Source organism: Spongiactinospora sp. TRM90649, assembly GCF_029382225.1.
Taxonomy (GTDB): Bacteria; Actinomycetota; Actinomycetes; order Streptosporangiales; family Streptosporangiaceae; genus Spongiactinospora.
Window position 1 is genome coordinate 533,000 of sequence record NZ_JARLTC010000002.1, and the last position, 16,268, is coordinate 549,267.

The 16,268-nt window shown below is 70.9% G+C and carries 17 protein-coding genes and 1 pseudogene; 4 read left to right on the forward strand and 14 right to left on the reverse strand.

Annotation, left to right across the window (positions count from 1 at the left end):
• Positions 1 to 158: 158 nt before the first annotated feature.
• Together P3X83_RS02530 and P3X83_RS02535 are read left to right on the forward strand one after the other, a co-directional pair.
• The gene (locus tag P3X83_RS02530; RefSeq protein ID WP_277302824.1) at positions 159 to 872 is read left to right on the forward strand and encodes a CAP domain-containing protein; all 714 of its coding nucleotides are present in this window, start codon (positions 159 to 161) and stop codon (positions 870 to 872) included.
• Positions 873 to 907: 35 nt separating this feature from the next.
• A complete protein-coding gene (locus tag P3X83_RS02535) occupies positions 908 to 3,109 on the forward strand; it encodes a hypothetical protein (protein WP_277302825.1) in 2,202 nt (733 codons plus the stop codon).
• Positions 3,110 to 4,323: 1,214 nt separating this feature from the next.
• Here P3X83_RS02535 and P3X83_RS02540 read toward each other — a convergent pair.
• The gene (locus P3X83_RS02540) at positions 4,324 to 4,995 is read right to left on the reverse strand and encodes a hypothetical protein (RefSeq protein WP_277302826.1); all 672 of its coding nucleotides are present in this window, start codon (positions 4,993 to 4,995) and stop codon (positions 4,324 to 4,326) included.
• Between the two features lie 76 nt (positions 4,996 to 5,071).
• Here P3X83_RS02540 and P3X83_RS02545 point away from each other — a divergent pair, with 76 nt between their 5' ends.
• Together P3X83_RS02545 and pip are read left to right on the forward strand one after the other, a co-directional pair.
• A complete protein-coding gene (locus tag P3X83_RS02545; RefSeq protein WP_277302827.1) occupies positions 5,072 to 6,304 on the forward strand; it encodes a hypothetical protein in 1,233 nt (410 codons plus the stop codon).
• Between the two features lie 162 nt (positions 6,305 to 6,466).
• Positions 6,467 to 7,438, forward strand: a complete 972-nt coding sequence (gene pip / locus P3X83_RS02550) for a prolyl aminopeptidase (RefSeq protein WP_277302828.1) — start codon at positions 6,467 to 6,469, stop codon at positions 7,436 to 7,438.
• Here the strand turns inward: pip and truA are convergent.
• The 13 genes and pseudogenes from truA to map form a co-directional block, all read right to left on the reverse strand.
• Complete coding sequence (truA, locus tag P3X83_RS02555; protein WP_277302829.1) at positions 7,435 to 8,349, reverse strand: tRNA pseudouridine(38-40) synthase TruA; 915 nt, start codon at positions 8,347 to 8,349, stop codon at positions 7,435 to 7,437. The two genes, pip and truA, sit on opposite strands and share 4 nt — an antisense overlap.
• Before the next feature lie 215 nt (positions 8,350 to 8,564).
• Entirely contained in the window at positions 8,565 to 9,107 is a 543-nt protein-coding gene (gene rplQ / locus P3X83_RS02560; protein WP_277302830.1) for a 50S ribosomal protein L17, read from the reverse strand.
• 171 nt (positions 9,108 to 9,278) lie between these two features.
• Complete coding sequence (locus P3X83_RS02565) at positions 9,279 to 10,295, reverse strand: DNA-directed RNA polymerase subunit alpha (RefSeq protein ID WP_277302831.1); 1,017 nt, start codon at positions 10,293 to 10,295, stop codon at positions 9,279 to 9,281.
• Between the two features lie 125 nt (positions 10,296 to 10,420).
• Entirely contained in the window at positions 10,421 to 11,047 is a 627-nt protein-coding gene (gene rpsD / locus P3X83_RS02570; RefSeq protein ID WP_277302832.1) for a 30S ribosomal protein S4, read from the reverse strand.
• A gap of 26 nt (positions 11,048 to 11,073) precedes the next feature.
• Positions 11,074 to 11,478: a 30S ribosomal protein S11 gene (gene rpsK / locus P3X83_RS02575; RefSeq protein ID WP_012887860.1), complete on the reverse strand. Its 405-nt coding sequence runs from the start codon at positions 11,476 to 11,478 to the stop codon at positions 11,074 to 11,076.
• Between the two features lie 55 nt (positions 11,479 to 11,533).
• The gene (rpsM, locus tag P3X83_RS02580; RefSeq protein ID WP_277302833.1) at positions 11,534 to 11,914 is read right to left on the reverse strand and encodes a 30S ribosomal protein S13; all 381 of its coding nucleotides are present in this window, start codon (positions 11,912 to 11,914) and stop codon (positions 11,534 to 11,536) included.
• A gap of 230 nt (positions 11,915 to 12,144) precedes the next feature.
• The gene (gene rpmJ, locus P3X83_RS02585) at positions 12,145 to 12,258 is read right to left on the reverse strand and encodes a 50S ribosomal protein L36 (RefSeq protein ID WP_003956441.1); all 114 of its coding nucleotides are present in this window, start codon (positions 12,256 to 12,258) and stop codon (positions 12,145 to 12,147) included.
• Positions 12,259 to 12,284: 26 nt separating this feature from the next.
• Positions 12,285 to 12,506 carry a translation initiation factor IF-1 gene (infA, locus tag P3X83_RS02590; protein WP_093259037.1) on the reverse strand — a complete coding sequence of 74 codons (222 nt, stop codon included), beginning with the start codon at positions 12,504 to 12,506 and terminating at the stop codon, positions 12,285 to 12,287.
• A 531-nt stretch (positions 12,507 to 13,037) separates the two neighbouring features.
• A complete protein-coding gene (locus P3X83_RS02595) occupies positions 13,038 to 13,427 on the reverse strand; it encodes a nuclear transport factor 2 family protein (protein WP_277303505.1) in 390 nt (129 codons plus the stop codon).
• Positions 13,428 to 14,082: 655 nt separating this feature from the next.
• Positions 14,083 to 14,238, reverse strand: a pseudogene (locus P3X83_RS43260) (IS630 family transposase); the annotation flags it as partial.
• A 62-nt stretch (positions 14,239 to 14,300) separates the two neighbouring features.
• Positions 14,301 to 14,729 carry a hypothetical protein gene (locus P3X83_RS02600; RefSeq protein ID WP_277302834.1) on the reverse strand — a complete coding sequence of 143 codons (429 nt, stop codon included), beginning with the start codon at positions 14,727 to 14,729 and terminating at the stop codon, positions 14,301 to 14,303.
• Positions 14,730 to 14,876: 147 nt separating this feature from the next.
• Positions 14,877 to 15,272, reverse strand: coding sequence for a DUF1707 domain-containing protein (locus tag P3X83_RS02605; protein WP_277302835.1), 396 nt, complete (start codon positions 15,270 to 15,272; stop codon positions 14,877 to 14,879).
• A gap of 19 nt (positions 15,273 to 15,291) precedes the next feature.
• On the reverse strand, positions 15,292 to 16,152 hold the full coding sequence (gene map / locus P3X83_RS02610) for a type I methionyl aminopeptidase (RefSeq protein ID WP_277302836.1): 861 nt from the start codon (positions 16,150 to 16,152) through the stop codon (positions 15,292 to 15,294).
• Positions 16,153 to 16,268: the final 116 nt, after the last annotated feature.

Here is a 16,268-nt window from a genome sequence, read left to right on the forward strand (position 1 = left end):
GCTTTCGCGAGGCGCGCTCGGAGAACGGTTGGGTTTCGTTAACGTGATTCCCTTTTTCCCCAAGACGCAACATCTCTATCGTTGGGTGCGGTATGCGCCTGCCACCTCGTCCCCAGCCACCCCAGCGGACACTCCGGCGCCGGAGTCACCTGGGGGTTTTGGCGTGCCTTGTGTCGGTGCTCATCACCGGCATCGTGATCGGGCGAGTGTCACACGGGCCCGACAGCACAGGTCAGGTGTTCCTGGAGAACCCGCCGGCCGTCCCCACCCAGTCCCTGCTGGCCGAGCCGCGCGCCGGGCGTAGCCGCGCGCCGCTCGGCCTGGTCGTGCGTCCCTCGGAGACGGCCTCGCACCCGGTGAAGCCCACCCCCAGCCGGTCGCACCGTCCCACCAGGTCCCCGCGTGAGAAGATCTTCGACCCGCAGACCCCCGTGGACGCCAGGGCCGAGATCGGCTCACAGGCCGACACGACCGGCACCGGCCCGCGTCCGGTCGCCACGCTGGAAACGCAGGCCGTCCGGCTGACCAACCAGGCCCGGCGCAGGAACGGCTGCCGGCCGCTGCGCGTGGACCCCAGGCTCGCCCGGTCCGCGCGGCAGCACTCGATCGAGATGGCCGAGAGCGGACAACTCACGAACAACTCCCCCGACGGTTCGACGCCGTGGAAGCGGATGGAAGGCGCCGGATACCCCGACGGCGGAGCCGTCAACATCGGCCGCGGATACCCCAGCGCACAGGAGGCGGTGCGCGGTTGGATGGCCAGCCCGAGTCACCGCGCGAACATCCTTAACTGCAGGCTGGCGGCCATCGGAATCGGGGTCGTAGAGGGGCCCGGCGGGCTGTGGTGGACGCAGTACTTCGGATATTCGTGACCATCTCGGTACCGGTTCACAGCTAATCTCGGCGCATGGGTAACCCCGGGGAACCATCACGCCGCCAGCCGTACGAGCAGTCCGGCGCGTCGCAACCGGCGAAGGAGAACTGGTTCGCGGCCTCGTCGCACAGCCAGCCGCCCGACCCGCTGCGGGGCTCCGGCGACTCGCCGGAGGACAGCCCCGGCGGTAACGGCCCCGACCACCCCGACCACCCCGACTTCGGGCTCAACCCGGGTCTGGGCCGTGGCCCGGACGGCGGCGCGGGCCGTCCCGGCCGGGGCGCGGCTCCCGGGCCTGAACGGCCGAGCGCGCCGGGCCCGCTCGACCCGGGGTTCGACCTCGGCCGGGCCTACGGCGCCCCCAGGCCGAGCGGCGGGGAGCCCGACGCCTTCCCCTCTCCTTCCTACGACCTGCCGTCCCGGGGCATGGGACGGCCCGGCTCCCAAGGACCTGGATCTTCGGGTCCCGGCACCGACCCCGGCGGGCCCGGCTGGCCCGATCCGGGGCTGAGCGGCAGGCCGGGCGCGGGCACCGGTCCCGGCTGGCCGGATCCGGGGCTCGGCGGGTCCGCCCCGCCTCCTGGCGGCTCCGGGTGGCCGGACGCCGGGCTCGGCGGTGGGAGCGGTACGAGTCCGGGCGGCGGCGGGGCCGGATGGCCCGACGCGGGGCTCGGCAGCGGGTCCGGTGCCGGGGCCGGCACGAATCCCGGTGGTCCCGGGTGGCCCGACACCGGGCTCGGTGACGCGGGCCGTACGGGGTCTCTCTTCCCCTCCGGTTCCGGTGGGCCCAGCGGGCCTGGCGCGCAGGGTCCTGGCTGGCCCGACGCGGGGGCGGGCGGCGGCATTCTCGGCGGCGGCATGAGCGGCGACACCGATCCCGGTGGCCTGCGCCGACCGGATCTGGGCGGGCCCGGCGCGTCCGACCCGGGCATGGGTTCCATCTTCGGGACGCACGGCTCCGGGCCAGGGCAGGGACAAGGACAGGGACCCGGACAGGGACCCGGACAGGGACCCGGGCAGGCGCCAGGGCAAGGACCCGGTGGCGACCCGAACCTTCCGGGACCTGGAGCAGGTCCCGGACCAGGCGCCGGTCTCGGGCAGGGGCCCGGCCCCGTCGGTCAGGCCGGTCCGTCTGGTCCCGGCGCTCCTGGCACTCCCAGTGGTCCCGGGGAGCGGTTCGGGCTCGGTGAGCCCTTCAACGCAGGCCCTCCTCCCGGCCCCAACTCCGGTCCCGGCCAGCCCCCCGGTGAGGCTTTCGGACCTCCCGGACCCGCGTTCGGCGAGCCGCAGAACGCCGCCTCCGGTCCCGGCGCGGAACCCCCGCGCCCGACCGGCCGTCGTCGGCGCGGCAAGCCGGACGCCGACGCGCCCGGTTCCTTCCTCGACGGCCCGCCGTCCGCCTCGGGCCTGCCGGGTCCGGACACTCCTCCGAACGGCCCCGGCCTGCCGCCCAGCAAGGAGAAGGAGTTCGAGCCGCCGCGCGCCCGGCGCGAGATGTGGAGCCCCTACGACGAGGGCCCGAAGTCGCGGCGGCCGATCTACATCGCGCTCGCCGGGGTCCTGGTCCTGGTGGCCGGAGGCGTCGGGCTCGCCATGCTGGCCTCCTCCGACCCCGACGACCCGCAGGTGACCACGGCCCGGCCCACCGTGAGCCCGAGCAACCCCCAGACGCAGACGCGCCCCGGCGGCAAGGACGGCTTCGCGGCCTCCCGCACCACCGACAAGGAGCCGCTGACGCTCAAGGAGGTCTTCCCCGGTGCGAAGGTCGGCGCCTACACGCGCACGGCCCGCCGGGTGGACAAGAAGTGCGGGGACGCCGCCACCGGCGACGACCTGATCAAGGTGCTCGGCGAGGCCGGATGCAACCAGATGCTCCGGGCCAGCTTCCGCGACAAGGACGGCAAGATCATCGGCACGGTCGGCGTGGCCAACCTGAAGACCGCCAAGCAGGCGGCAAAGGTCGTCAAGGTCGCGGCGGGCGGGACGCTGGAGGACTACGTCAAGCCGCTGCCCGGCAAGGACGAGGCCAGCAAGAGCCTGGGCACGGGGCAGGCCAACGCGGGCGCGTGGAAGCACGGGCACTACGCGGTGCTGCTGTGGTTCCAGTTCAAGGACGGCCACGCGCCCACCGACGCCGAGCGCAAGAAGCTGACCTCGGCCGCCATGGCCATCACGGACCGCACGGTCTACCCGGCCCTGGACTCCCGCGTCCTGACCGGACGGAGCCCCGGCTGACGGTGTCTCAGATGCCCCGTTTTGTGGCTAATTGCCAGGAAAGGCACACCGGATCCGTCCATACCGGCGTGACGATCTCGGAGTCTCGCTACGCTTCGGCGTATGCGTGGCCAGGATTCAGTGTCCGAGCACGACCGTGAGGGCGACGGCTCGTCCGCTTCGGTGACCCCGCCGCCGAGCTTCGGCCAGCCACTGCAACAACCTCCGGCTCCGGGGCAGGCGGCGCCCCAGGCTCCGCCGAGGGCCCCATACGCCGACGGCCCGGCCCGGGGGGACACATCCCCGCCGGGTCCGGCGCACAACGCCCCCGCCGCTGCCGGCGGGGGCTGGAACGGCACACCCCGCGACGCGCTCGTCTACGTCGCGCCTCCGGGCGATCCCACCCCACCGGAACCGCCCGGCGGGCCAGACGGCCCCAGGAGCGGAAGCGGCAGCGGGAACAGGCACGGTCATGGCGGCGCGCGACGGCTTCCCCCGGAGGGCCCGGGAGACCAGGCCGCGGCCCCTGACGTTCCCCCGCCCGCCTACGACACCATCCCCGGAGGGCTCAAGCCGCCGGTCATACCCGGCGACCTGGACGGCCCCGGGAACGCGAACAAGCACGGCCGTGGCGGCGCACGGCGGCTCCCACAGGAAGGGCCGGGAGACCAGGCCGGATCGCCCGACGTGCCCGCCACGCCCCAGTCGGACGGGCCTTGGGGTCCGGAGCCCGGCACATCCGGCACGCCGGGCATGAGCGGGAGCGCGAGCGGTGCGCCCGCGTGGTCGGGCACCTCTGAGCCCTGGGAGGTGTCCGGCGACGGCTCGGCCTACGACTGGCACGCCTCCGCCCCGGGCCAGCCCCCACAACCCAGCGGCCCGCCGTCCCCGCCGCCTCCCGCCCCCATCTCGGGCCCCGGCGGCGCAGGCCCAGGCCCCAACTCTGTTCCAGGCCCAGGCGTCGCCTCGGGTCCGGGCTCCATTCCGGGCTCAGGCCCAGGCTCCCCCTCGGGTCCAGGCCCAGATCCCACTTCCAGCCAGGGGCTTGGCTCAGGCCCGGGCCCCATTCCCGGCCCAGGCTCCACTCCCAGCTCAGGACCCGCCTCGGGTCCGGGCTCCGTTCCGAGCTCAGGTCCACGCTCCGCCTCGGGCCCCGGTCTGAGTACGCCTGGGCCTATGGGCTCTCCTCCGGAGTCCGGCCGGGGCAGACGGCACGCCGATCCGCGACACTCCGGTCAGGGCGGCGGCGCGCCCGCGAGCTTCGGGAACTCCTCCGCGAACGCGCCGGGCAACGGCCAGGCGCCGGGCTTCGTACCCGGAGGGTCCGAATGGCAGCCGCCCGCCGGATACACGGCGGCGGCGGCAGGAATGCCGGTGTGGTCCGGAACACCCGAGTCCAATGGTTCTGTGCCCTGGCCCGCGGCCACTGGAGAGCCGATCGGGCTGCCGCCGTGGGCGTCGGCAGCGGACGAGCCGCCGGGCGGCGAGTCGTGGAGCGGCCCGCCGAGGGCCCCTCGCCCCGACGAGCCCCAGGACGCCCCCTGGGGCGAACCGGAGCCACGCCGTCCCGACAGGCCGTTCGCGCCGGATGAGCCGACAGCGACGCGCAAGGTGGAGCGGCGCGGCGCCGGCGAGGACATCCCGGTATGGCCGCCCCAGAGCGCCCGCGAGTCGGCCCCACAGGCTCCGGCGTCGCCACTCGACGGTCCCGCGCCGAGCCCACCCCGGCCATCCCCGCTGGACGGCCCGATGCCGAGTACGCCCCCGGCGTCCCCACTCGACGGCCCCACCCCGACCGCGCCCCGGCCATCACCACTCGACGGAGCGTTGCCGGGCTCGCTCCAGCCGTCGCCGCTCGATGGGCCGATGCCGGGGCCGTTCCAGGGGTCCCCGCTCGATGGGCCCATGTCGGGCGCGCCTCACCTGCCTCCCATCAATGGCCACACACCGGGCAAACCCCCGTCGTCGCCTCTCGACGGACCGATGGCCGGTGCGCCCCAGAGCCCGGGGGCGCCCGTGCCGCCGGTGCTCGGGGCGGGTGCCGGGCCCGGTGAGGAGGGTCCGCAGCCCGACCGGGGCGATCCCTCTGGCCCCGGCGTGACTCCGGTGATCCAAGGGCAGGTCGAGCGGTCCGAGACCGCGCCGCCCGTCCTCGGCTCAACCGGCATCTCCAGCAACGCCGGTCCGCCGCCGTGGGCCCCGTCGCCCAACGGCCGGGTGCCCGAGCCGCCGATCCAGCAGAACGGCTCGGCGCCGGCGCATGCCGTCCCGTCTCTACCGGCGCTCGCCGAGGGCCCGACCCCGCCCGACGGGTTCCAGGCTCCGCCACCGCCGCCCCCCGGCCCACCGGCCGCCGCGCTCATGCCCGCGCCCGGTCAGAGCGCGCGGCAGGTGGAGCAGCGGTCGCTGTTCACCCCGACCCCGCCGCCGTCCGGTCCGATCATCGGTCCCGGCAGGCCGTCCGGTTCCGCCGCGCCGCCGCCCGATTCCCTTGAGGCGGACGGCGGGCGCAGGCCGCTGCTGCTGGCCATCGGCGCCGTGGGCCTGCTGGTGGTGGTCGGTGTGGTCGGCTTCGTCGTCTGGCGGGCGATGACCGGCGGCCCGTCCACGGCGACCCCTACCGCCGCCACGAGCGCCCCGGTCGCGGAGCCGTCCGCGTCCGCCGAGCCGCCGGAGGCCGCGGGCAACTCGGTGCTCAACGCCGAGGCGACCGATCCGCAGAAGCTCGGGCTGGCCGAGGCGTTCCCGGACAAGAAGGTCGAGTTCAAGGGCGTCACGTATACCCGGGTCAAGACGGAGATGACCGGTTCCTGCGACAAGGCGGGCATCGGAAAGTTCGCCGACGCCCTGACCCAGAACAAGTGCGCCCGGGTGCTGCGCGCCACATACGTGGACGGCAAGAAGCGCCACGCCATCACCACCGGCATCGCGGTGTTCCCCACCAGGGAAGACTCCGTCGCCGCCGACAAGGCCAAGAATCTGGGGACGAACGTCTGGTTCCGCGGTCTGCCGGGGGCGAAGGGGTCGGGCGCCGAGCGTGTCCACATCGCGGGCGGTTACGCCTCGGGTGTCGTCTGGGGGCGGTACATCGTCTTCAGCTACGCCACGAACGCCGACGGCCGCACCCCGACCGACAAGGACAAGGCGCTGGGCGAGGTCAGCGGCGCGTTCCGCGACAACACCTCGATGGTGCTGGAGCGCCGCATCACCGGCTGAGACGCGCGCGTTCCTGAACGGCGGGGGCACACCGTCCCGCCGTCCAGGAAGTCCAGGGAAGTCCAGAACGCGAACCCGGCGTCCCCGCCCTCACCCGGGTGCAGGGAGATCGCCGACATGCGTCGGCCGAAAATCTAACAGTGCTGTTATAAATTGGCCGCCATGGCGACCCTCTACCCCTCGACCACCCTCCCCCATGACAGCGGCATGCTCGACGTCGGCGACGGCCACCGCGTCTACTGGGAGGTCTGCGGCAACCCGCACGGAAAGCCCGCCGTGGCCCTGCACGGCGGCCCCGGGTCGGGCTGCACGCCCGGCTGGCGGCGCTACTTCGACCCCGACGTCTACCGCGTCGTCCTGTTCGACCAGCGCGGCTGCGGCAGGAGCACGCCTCACGTGGCCGACCCAGCCGTCGGCCTGGACACCAACACCACCCACCATCTGCTGGCCGATATCGAGGCGCTGCGCACCCACCTGGGCGTCGACCGGTGGCTCGTGTTCGGCGGATCGTGGGGCTCGACCCTCGGGCTCGCCTACGCCGAGCGGCATCCGGAACGGGTCTCGGAGCTGGTCCTGTTCAGCGTCGTCACCACCTCGCGCCGGGAGGTGGCGTGGGTGACGCGCGATATGGGCCGGATCTTCCCGGCGGAGTGGGCGCGGTTTCGCGACGCCGTACCGGCAGGGGAGCGCGACGGCGACCTCGCCGCCGCGTACGCCAGGCTGCTGGCCGATCCGGATCCCGCCGTCCGGGAGAAGGCCGCACGGGACTGGTGCGACTGGGAGGACACTCACGTCGCCACGACGAGAGACCACCGGCCCGACCCCGCCTACGACGACCCGGTGTTCCGGATGACGTTCGTGCGCCTGGTCACCCACTACTGGGCGAACGCCGCCTGGCTGGAGGAGGACGTCCTGATCAGGGAGGCGGGCAGGCTGGCCGGGATCCCCGGCGTGCTGGTCCACGGCCGCCTCGACGTCAGCGGGCCACCCGACATCGCCTGGCGGATCGCCCGGGAGTGGCCCGACGCGACACTGATCCTCATCGACGACGCGGGGCACGGCACCGCGCACGCGGACACGGCCACGGCCCTGGTAACCGCGATCGACCGCTTCGCTCAGGACCAGCCCGGTTAAGGACTATCCGGCGCTGACGGGGACGGCGGAAGCGTGCGGACCCGCCGGGTCAGCGCCGCCCGCCGGGCCAGCTCCCCGGCGGGCGGGTAGCGGACCTCTTCCAGGCACAGGCCGTGCGCGGGCGCAACGGTCACCGCCGAGTCCCTCACGGCGCGCGTCAGCACCTCGCCGGGCCACTCCACCTCGCGCCTGCCGTCCCCCACCCACAGCAGCGCGCCCACCAGGGCCCGCACCATCGAGTGGCAGAACGCGTCGGCGAGGACGGTGGCCACCAGCAGGCCGTCGCCCGGATCGCGGGCCCAGTCGAGGCGCTGCAGCTCGCGGATCGTGGTCGCGCCCTCGCGCCGCTTGCAGAACGCGGCGAAGTCGTGCTCGCCGAGCAGGCGCGAGGCCGCCGCGTTGAGCCGGTCGAGGTCGAGCGGACGCGGATGCCACAGCACATGCCCGCGCCGCAGCGGGTCGGCCCCGCCGGCGGCGTCGCTCACCCGGTAGGCGTAGCGGCGCGAAAGCGCGGAGAAGCGAGCGTCAAAGCCGTCAGGAGCCACGCTGAGGCCCTGGACCCGCACGTCGGCCTCCAGAACCCCGCCCAGGCGCCGCAAAAGCCCAGGGAGCGACTCAGCCACGTCCAGGGGGGTGCTGTCAGTGCTCCTTGTCAGCGCCCCGAAGGCCGGCACGGGCACATCGACATGCGCGACCTGGCCACGCGCGTGAACCCCCGCGTCCGTGCGGCCCGCGACCGTCAGCGTGGGCGCGGCGTCGCCCAGCCGCAGGATCATGCCCAGCGCGCCCTCGATCTCCCCCTGGACGGTACGACGGCCGGGCTGCGCCGCCCACCCCGAGAAGGCGGTGCCGTCGTAGGCGATGTCCAGCCGAAGCCGCACGACGTCGGCCATCATGATTCGCTCCGTCATCAGTGATCAAAGCCGCGGCGGGTTCAGGCGGACGCGGCGGCAAAGGGCGGCGAGCCCGAGGGCCCATTCGAGGGGCGCGACCGCAAAGCGGCGGAACCAGGGACCGTTCTCCCCGGAACGGTGGCCCGGACGAGCGGCGGCGGGGTGAAAGCCGCGGGCCCGCGGCCCCGAATGGATCGGGGTCGCGGGCCCGGTGGCGTCGCGGACCGCTTGGGTCAGGACGCGTCCTTCTTCGGCTCTTCGTCCTTGGGCTCGTCCTTGGGCGCGTCGTTGGCGGCGGCGGCCTCCGGAGCGGCCTCGGGGGCCTCCTCCGTGGCGTCCTGCGGCTCAACGGTGTCCTGCGGCTCGGCGGCGGCCGGAGCGGGGGCGGCGTCGGCGCGGGAGACACGCACCGGATTCATCGGCTCGGTCACCAGCTCGATGACGGCCATCGGGGCGTTGTCGCCCTTGCGCCCGCCGAGCTTGGTGATCCGGGTGTAACCGCCGGGACGCTCGGCGAAGGTCGGCGCGATCTCCGTGAACAGGTGGTGCACGACACCCTTGTCCCGGACGATGGTCAGCACCTGGCGACGGTTGTGGATGTCGCCCTTCTTGGCCTTGGTGATCAGGCGCTCCGCGAGCGGGCGCAGGCGCTTGGCCTTGGCCTCGGTGGTGCGGATGCGGCCGTGACGGAACAGGTCCGTGGCGAGGTTGGCCAGGATCAGCCGCTCGTGGGCCGGGCTGCCGCCGAGACGGGCGCCCTTCGTGGGCTTGGGCATTGTGGTGGTCTCCTCATGGATGAACCCGCCCCGGCCGTACGAGGTACCGGGATCGGGCCGGCGGGCGCGCCGCCGTGACGGTGACGCGCCCCCGTTGGTTCAGACGGCCCGGCGCCCCTCGGGGCCGGGCCGCGGCCCGGTGTCGTGGTCACGACCCCGGGCCGGTACCGCTCAGTACTGCTCGGTCTCGACGTAGCGGCTGTCGTCGTCGTCGCTGTAGTCGCCGGCCACCGCGCTCGGGTCGAACCCGGGCGGGGAGTCCTTGAGCGCCAGCGACATCTCGTGCAGCTTCTGCTTGACCTCTTCGATGGACTTGGCCCCGAAGTTCCTTATATCCAGAAGGTCCTGCTCGCTGCGCGCGACCAGCTCACCCACCGTGTGGATGCCCTCGCGCTTGAGGCAGTTGTAGGAACGGACCGTGAGGTTCAGCTCCTCGATGGGCAGCGCCAGATCGGCGGCCAGGGCCGCGTCGGTCGGCGACGGGCCGATGTCGATGCCCTCGGCCTCGACGTTCAGCTCGCGGGCCAGGCCGAACAGCTCGACCAGCGTCTTACCGGCCGAGGCCACCGCGTCGCGCGGCTTCATGCTCGGCTTGGTCTCGACGTCGAGGATCAGGCGGTCGAAGTCGGTGCGCTGCTCGACACGCGTCGCCTCGACCTTGTAGATGACCTTGAGGACCGGGGAGTAGATGGAGTCGATCGGAATGCGCCCGATCTCCTGGCCCGGCTGCTTGTTCTGCGCGGCGGAGACGTAGCCGCGACCGCGCTCGACGGTCAGCTCCATCTCCAGCTTCGCCTTGCCGTTCAGCGTGGCGATGCGCAGGTCGGGGTTGTGCACCTCGACACCGGCCGGCGGCGCGATGTCGGCGGCGGTGACCTCACCGGGCCCCTGCTTGCGGAGGTACATCACCACGGGCTCGTCGTGCTCGGAGGACACGACCAGCTCCTTGAGGTTCAGGATGATGTCGGTGACATCCTCCTTCACCCCCGGCACGGTCGAGAACTCGTGCAGCACGCCCTCGATGCGGATGCTGGTGACGGCCGCCCCCGGGATGGAGGACAGCAGCGTGCGGCGCAGCGCGTTGCCGATGGTGTAGCCGAACCCCGGCTCCAGCGGTTCGATGACGAACTTGGAGCGGGTCTCCTCTAGGGATTCCTCTAGAAGGGTGGGTCGCTGAGCGATCAGCATGTGGGTCTCCCCTGTCGTCCGCGGCGCCCGCTATATGACGCCGCCGGTCATTCAAGCCTATGCCGTACGGCCCGCGACGCGTCGCGGAAGCCGTACGGCAAGGCGGGTGAGGACCACCCGAAGGGTTACTTCGAGTAGTACTCGACGATGAGCTGCTCCTGGACCTGCGTGTCGATCTGCTGCCGGACCGGGAGCTGGTGCACGAGGACGCGCATCGAGTCGGGAACGACGCCGAGCCAGGCCGGGATGGTCTTGTCACCGGCGGTGGCGCGGGCCACCTCGTACGGCATCAGGTTCCGCGACTTCTCACGGACCTCGACGATGTCGTGCTCACGGACGCGGTAGGACGGGATGTCCACCTTGCGGCCGTTGACCACGATGTGGCCGTGACGCACCTGCTGACGGGCGGCGTCACGGGACTCGGCGAAGCCGGCACGGTAGACCACGTTGTCGAGCCTGGACTCCAGGATCTGGAGCAGGACCTCGCCGGTCTTGCCTTCCTTCTTGTTCGCCTCGTCGTAGTAGTTGTGGAACTGCTTCTCCAGCACGCCGTAGATACGGCGCATCTTCTGCTTCTCACGAAGCTGAAGCTGGTACTCCGACTCCTTGGGCCTGCCGCGGCCGTGCTCGCCGGGCGGGTAGGGCCGGATCTCGATGGGGCACTTCGCGGACTCGCACTTCTTGCCCTTGAGGAAGAGCTTGGTCTTCTCCCGACGGCAGAGCTTGCAGTCCGCTCCGGTGTAACGGGCCATTGTCGATGATCTCCTGTGGCTCTGGCTCAGACGCGCCGGCGCTTGGGCGGACGGCAGCCGTTGTGCGGAACGGGGGTGACGTCCTGGATCGAACCCACTTCGAGGCCGGTGGCCTGCAGGGAACGGATCGCGGTCTCACGGCCGGAGCCGGGACCCTTGACGAAGACGTCGACCTTGCGCATGCCGTGCTCCATGGCGCGGCGAGCGGCGTTCTCCGCGGCCATCTGCGCGGCGAACGGGGTGGACTTGCGAGAGCCCTTGAACCCGACGTGGCCGGCGCTGGCCCAGGAGATCACGTTCCCGGACGGGTCCGTGATCGAGACGATCGTGTTGTTGAACGTGCTCTTGATGTGGGCGTGCCCGTGAGCGACGTTCTTCTTCTCCTTGCGGCGTACCTTCTTGGGTGCGCCCTGACGGCTCTTCGGAGGCATTGGTCGCCTTCAACTCCTGTGAGGTGCTCGGTCCTGCTGCGCGGACTACTGGTCGCTACTTCTTGCCCGGCTTCTTCTTGCCGGCCACGGTCTTCTTCTTGCCCTTGCGGGTACGTGCGTTGGTCTGCGTGCGCTGACCGTGCACGGGAAGGCCGCGGCGGTGCCGGATTCCCTGGTAGCAGCCGATCTCGATCTTGCGACGGATGTCGGCCTGGACCTCGCGGCGCAGGTCACCTTCAATCTTGAAGTTGGCCTCGATGTAGTCACGCAGCGGGACGAGCTCGTCGTCCGTGAGCTGGTGCACGCGCAGGTCGCCGCTGATGCCGGTGGACTGGAGGGTCTCCAGCGCACGGGTGCGGCCGATTCCGTAGATGTAGGTAAGGGCGACCTCGATCCGCTTGTCGCGGGGGAGGTCGACGCCAACCAGGCGAGCCATGGTCGGGCATCTCCTTTGTAATTTCGGCGGAGGTCTTGCGCCTCGGCACCCCTCCCCATGCCCGGGGTGAGGGCCCCGGCCTCCGACCGGGGGTCTCCCGCGTGGTACGGCCCGCGGCACGCCTGACCGGCTGCCGGGACCGCCTGCGCGAGCGCGAGGCGCTGTTCTGTTGTCGGCTGCTCATGCGTCGAGTCCGCTACTGGAGCGGACTCGGAGAAGCCTTGTCGTGACTAGCCCTGGCGCTGCTTGTGGCGCAGGTTGTCACAGATCACCATGACGCGACCGTGCCGGCGGATCACCTTGCACTTGTCGCAGATCTTCTTGACGCTCGGCTTGACCTTCATCGTCCTCGTCGTTTCCTCAGACGCGCTTACTTGTATCGGTAGACGATCCGCCCACGACTGAGGTCGTAGGGGCTCAGTTCGACGACCACCCTGTCGTCAGGCAGGATCCGGATGTAGTGCATCCGCATCCTCCCGCTGATGTGGGCCAGGACCTTGTGCCCGTTGTCGAGCTCTACCCGGAACATGGCGTTCGGGAGCGACTCGACCACAGTGCCCTCGATCTCGATGGCGCCGTCTTTTTTGGGCATGTCCCTCGCGTTTCACTGATCGGTCATCTGAGGCGTCGGATCACTACGCAGCCGCGACCACGCGCACAGTGAAGAGGGCGGCGCCCGAAGGCCGCCGTTCGCGATGGTCAGTAAGTGAACCGACAAAGAAGTGTACGTCACCGGCACGCAAAACACGAAACGCGCGTGGGACCGGTGCCAGCACACCACCGCACAGCAGGATACCTCAGTCGCGACGACGGAGGGACATCAAGCCGCTCACGTCCTGCTTTCCGGGGATTGGCGGGAATCCGTGTCCGCCCGACCGTCTTGCACCGCCGATACAAGGGCGGGCGGACACGGACCCTCACGAAAGATCAATTACCCGTCCTCTTCCGCGCCAAATGCGATCATCGGCAAAGAGTAGGTCTGAGTACCCTCGTTATCCTGCGAATCGGGGCATAGGACGGGCACTACGGCGAAGAGGCCGCCCTCGGCTAGAACACTCACGAACCACTGCTGTCCGTCTAGATCACCACTTGTGGGAGCGACTCACCCACCTGGAAGACGGGCTCACCCGGCGGTTGCGGGAGGAGTCGACCGCCCCACCACACTCGGGTTGTCGATCGCCCACAGCCAGGTTCCGTCCGGCTGCCTGCGAGCCACCTCGACCGTCACGTCTCCACCGGCGATGCGCACCGCCGTCAACGCCAGATCGCCACTGCGAAGAACCGGCTGCGGCTCCCCCGGCGTGAACACCGGCCGCCCCGCCACGATCCCCTCATAGGCGGCCCGGATCTCTCCCCTCCCGGTCGCGACCCCACCACCGGGCAACGCGAGCACGGCGTCCGGCTCATACAGCTCGACCAGCCCGTCCACATCGCCGGCGTTCAACCGCTCCACCACGAACCGATTCAAATCCCCCGGCTCCACCGCCCGCTCCCGCCGTCCACCTTCGACCATCACCACACGCCCCCTGAACTTCGCCTGAATCCGAACCCCCGATCGTGGCACCGCCCACCGACAATCCGGCCTCCGCCCGCGCTGCCACCGGAAACGATCACAGGTCCGCGACCTCACGGACCTGAAACGGCGGAAGCCACAGCGGATCGTGCGGCGAGGCACGATGCTCGGTGTGTCACCGGCGGGCGTTGATCGTGCCGATCTCGGCCGGCGAGCCCGCCCGCTGTAGCCGGTGCGGTACGGCGGTGACCCTGGATCTGAAGGAAACCGGCTACCCGCCCACCCGCAGGCCCCACCTCCGCGCGAGCTCCACGAGGACGCCCCGCGACTGATCCCGCGCGGCCGGTTCGCCATCGCCCCCGAACCCTCCCCGATCATGGTGTTCGATCCCTGGACCGACCAGGTGACGGCGGACGAGGGTCCGCGCAGAACGATCCCGGTGAACGTGCCCGACGCGGTACTCGGCGCACCTCCCGCCCCTGCGCCGCACACTGTCCACCGCAGGCACGATAAGCGCCGCAAAGGTCGCTAGCCCGCCGACGCAGGGCTCAGCGGCCCCTTCCACGCTGCGGATGCCGGCGCGTCCACGGCGTCGGCCCTTGCGGTCGCGATCGACACCCCACAGCAGTTCGTCAGTGCGCCGGCCTCCCGCCTACCGAGGCACCGGACACGCCGGCCCGATCTCGATGAAGCGGTGGATCACATCGCGCACGGCGCCCTCTCCGACCTGCGCTAGAGGAGCGATGACCGGCACCACGCCGCCGGCCGGGCCTGGCACGATCATCGCCCGGCGGTGGCAGACCGAGCACATCGCGCTGCGGCCGGTGGCGGACCCCGCCTCCCCATCCGGTGGGCGGGGTCGGATCTTGTGGGTTAGAAGACGTCGTGCCAGCCGCCGCAGCCGCTGGTCGGGGTGCGGCCCTCGCAGACGCGGAGGTCGAAGTCGCGCTTGAACTGGAACGGGTTGAAGTGCAGCCGGCCGAAGGTCTTGTAGGACTTCTGGTGGAACCGGCCGAACTTGTCATGCCACCTGAACCACACGTAGCTGTAGTCGCGGTCGCTGCGGTGGCGGTCGAACAGGTCGCCGGCGAAGTAGTACTTGCCGCTCTGCTTGTACCAGTAACCCTTGAAGTACGACTCGTGGGAGAAGCTCTCGCTGCTGTTGGAGTAGTACGGGCCGAAGTGGTGACGCGACGGAGCAACCGAGGCCGAGGCCGACGCTGAGGCCGAGGCGACGGCGGGCGTGGCGAGGCCGGTCGCGAGGGAACCTGCCAGGGCGGCGCCGACGAGAAGGTTGCGCATCCTACGCACGATCTTCCTCCAGTGAGTTGTTCACGCTCCCGGATCGGGCTGCTCGGGACAGCCCTCGTCATCCGGTGCGGCTCACGTTAGGAAGGTTCCAATCCACCTTCTGCGCACGAATCCACACTCATCGCCGAGCGCGGATTTTTACTTCCCCAACTCCTTCTTCTTCGCATCGCCGCCGTTGTCCCCGACGATGGTGTGGACGAGCAGGATCACGCCCCACGGGCCCATGACCCACAGCGGCCAGGGGTAGACGCCGCCGTCGGAGGTGACGCTCACGATGAACCAGATGACCCAGTTGATGCCGCTCGCCGCCAGCCAGGCGGCCCACGCGCCGCGCAGGTCCTTCTTCTGCTTGGCCTTCTGTTTCTCGGCCTTCTTGTTCTGCTGCTCGGCCGAGTAGGAGCGCATGTCGACGTCGGGCAGGTCGCGGGTGATGACCTGCAGCTCGCCGTAGGTCTTGCTGGCGTAGAGCTGTTCGAGCCGTTCGTCGAACTCCTCGACGGTCAACCGGCCCTGGGCGTAATGCTCGCGCAGCACTCCGGCGATGCGATCGCGGTCAGAGTCGGAGGCCCTCATCTCCGGGCTTGACGCCATTTTCATTCACTCCCGAGCAGAGAAGTCCACCGAGGCGCTCTTTGCCACCATCAAGGGCGGTAAGAACCCAAGGTCCATTATGTGTCACCGCGACGCTGTGCTCGAAGTGCGCGGAGGGCTTTCCGTCGATGGTCACGACCGTCCAGTCGTCGGCCAGGACGCGGGTGCGGTCGGTGCCCATGTTGACCATCGGCTCGATCGCCAGACACATGCCCGCCTCGAATTTGGGGCCCTTTCCGGGCCTGCCGTGATTGGCCACCCAGGGGTCCATGTGCATCTCGGTGCCGATGCCGTGGCCCCCGTACTCCTGAGGGATGCCATAGCGGCCCTGAGATCGAACGTAACGCTCGATCTCGTGCCCGACGTCCGAGAGGTGCCGACCGACCGTCAGCGCCGCTATGCCGCGCCACATGGCCTCTTCGGTCACCCGCATCAGCTCGGTCAGCTCGGGGGCGACCTCGCCGATCGGGACGGTGATCGCGGAGTCGCCGTGCCAGCCGTCCAGGATGGCCCCGCAGTCGATGGAGATGATGTCGCCGTCGCGCAGCACGTGCGCGTCGGCGGGGATGCCGTGGACCACCTCGTCGTTGACGGACGCGCAGATGGTGGCGGGGAAGCCCTGGTAACCCTTGAACGAGGGGATCGCCCCGGCGTCGCGGATCGCCTGCTCGGCGATGGCGTCGAGATCGAGCGGGGTCATTCCGGGTTCGACCGATTCGCGCAACAGTTGCAGGGTGCGCCCGACGACCAGGCCGGCCGCGCGCATCTTCTCCAGCTGCTCTGGCGACTTGACCTGGATTCCATGCCGGTTCTTCCTGAACACTGCGACACCCCCTGGGGCGGTTCTGCGGGCGGTACGGCGGGCTCCCCGGAAGGAACGGACATCAGGAGTCCCAATTCCTCCCGATTGTGCCCTAAACGCCAACACGCCACTCACAG

What these genes read in the sequence shown, in the direction of transcription:
- P3X83_RS02535 (WP_277302825.1), top strand. Translation starts at nt 908, where the DNA reads ATGGGTAACCCCGGGGAACCATCACGCCGCCAGCCGTACGAGCAGTCC.
- P3X83_RS02540 (WP_277302826.1), bottom strand. Translation starts at nt 4,995, where the DNA reads ATGGGCCCATCGAGCGGGGACCCCTGGAACGGCCCCGGCATCGGCCCA.
- P3X83_RS02545 (WP_277302827.1), top strand. Translation starts at nt 5,072, where the DNA reads ATGGCCGGTGCGCCCCAGAGCCCGGGGGCGCCCGTGCCGCCGGTGCTC.
- pip (WP_277302828.1), top strand. Translation starts at nt 6,467, where the DNA reads ATGGCGACCCTCTACCCCTCGACCACCCTCCCCCATGACAGCGGCATG.
- truA (WP_277302829.1), bottom strand. Translation starts at nt 8,349, where the DNA reads ATGACGGAGCGAATCATGATGGCCGACGTCGTGCGGCTTCGGCTGGAC.
- rplQ (WP_277302830.1), bottom strand. Translation starts at nt 9,107, where the DNA reads ATGCCCAAGCCCACGAAGGGCGCCCGTCTCGGCGGCAGCCCGGCCCAC.
- P3X83_RS02565 (WP_277302831.1), bottom strand. Translation starts at nt 10,295, where the DNA reads ATGCTGATCGCTCAGCGACCCACCCTTCTAGAGGAATCCCTAGAGGAG.
- rpsD (WP_277302832.1), bottom strand. Translation starts at nt 11,047, where the DNA reads ATGGCCCGTTACACCGGAGCGGACTGCAAGCTCTGCCGTCGGGAGAAG.
- rpsK (WP_012887860.1), bottom strand. Translation starts at nt 11,478, where the DNA reads ATGCCTCCGAAGAGCCGTCAGGGCGCACCCAAGAAGGTACGCCGCAAG.
- rpsM (WP_277302833.1), bottom strand. Translation starts at nt 11,914, where the DNA reads ATGGCTCGCCTGGTTGGCGTCGACCTCCCCCGCGACAAGCGGATCGAG.
- rpmJ (WP_003956441.1), bottom strand. Translation starts at nt 12,258, where the DNA reads ATGAAGGTCAAGCCGAGCGTCAAGAAGATCTGCGACAAGTGCAAGGTG.
- infA (WP_093259037.1), bottom strand. Translation starts at nt 12,506, where the DNA reads ATGCCCAAAAAAGACGGCGCCATCGAGATCGAGGGCACTGTGGTCGAG.
- P3X83_RS02595 (WP_277303505.1), bottom strand. Translation starts at nt 13,427, where the DNA reads ATGGTCGAAGGTGGACGGCGGGAGCGGGCGGTGGAGCCGGGGGATTTG.
- P3X83_RS02600 (WP_277302834.1), bottom strand. Translation starts at nt 14,729, where the DNA reads ATGCGCAACCTTCTCGTCGGCGCCGCCCTGGCAGGTTCCCTCGCGACC.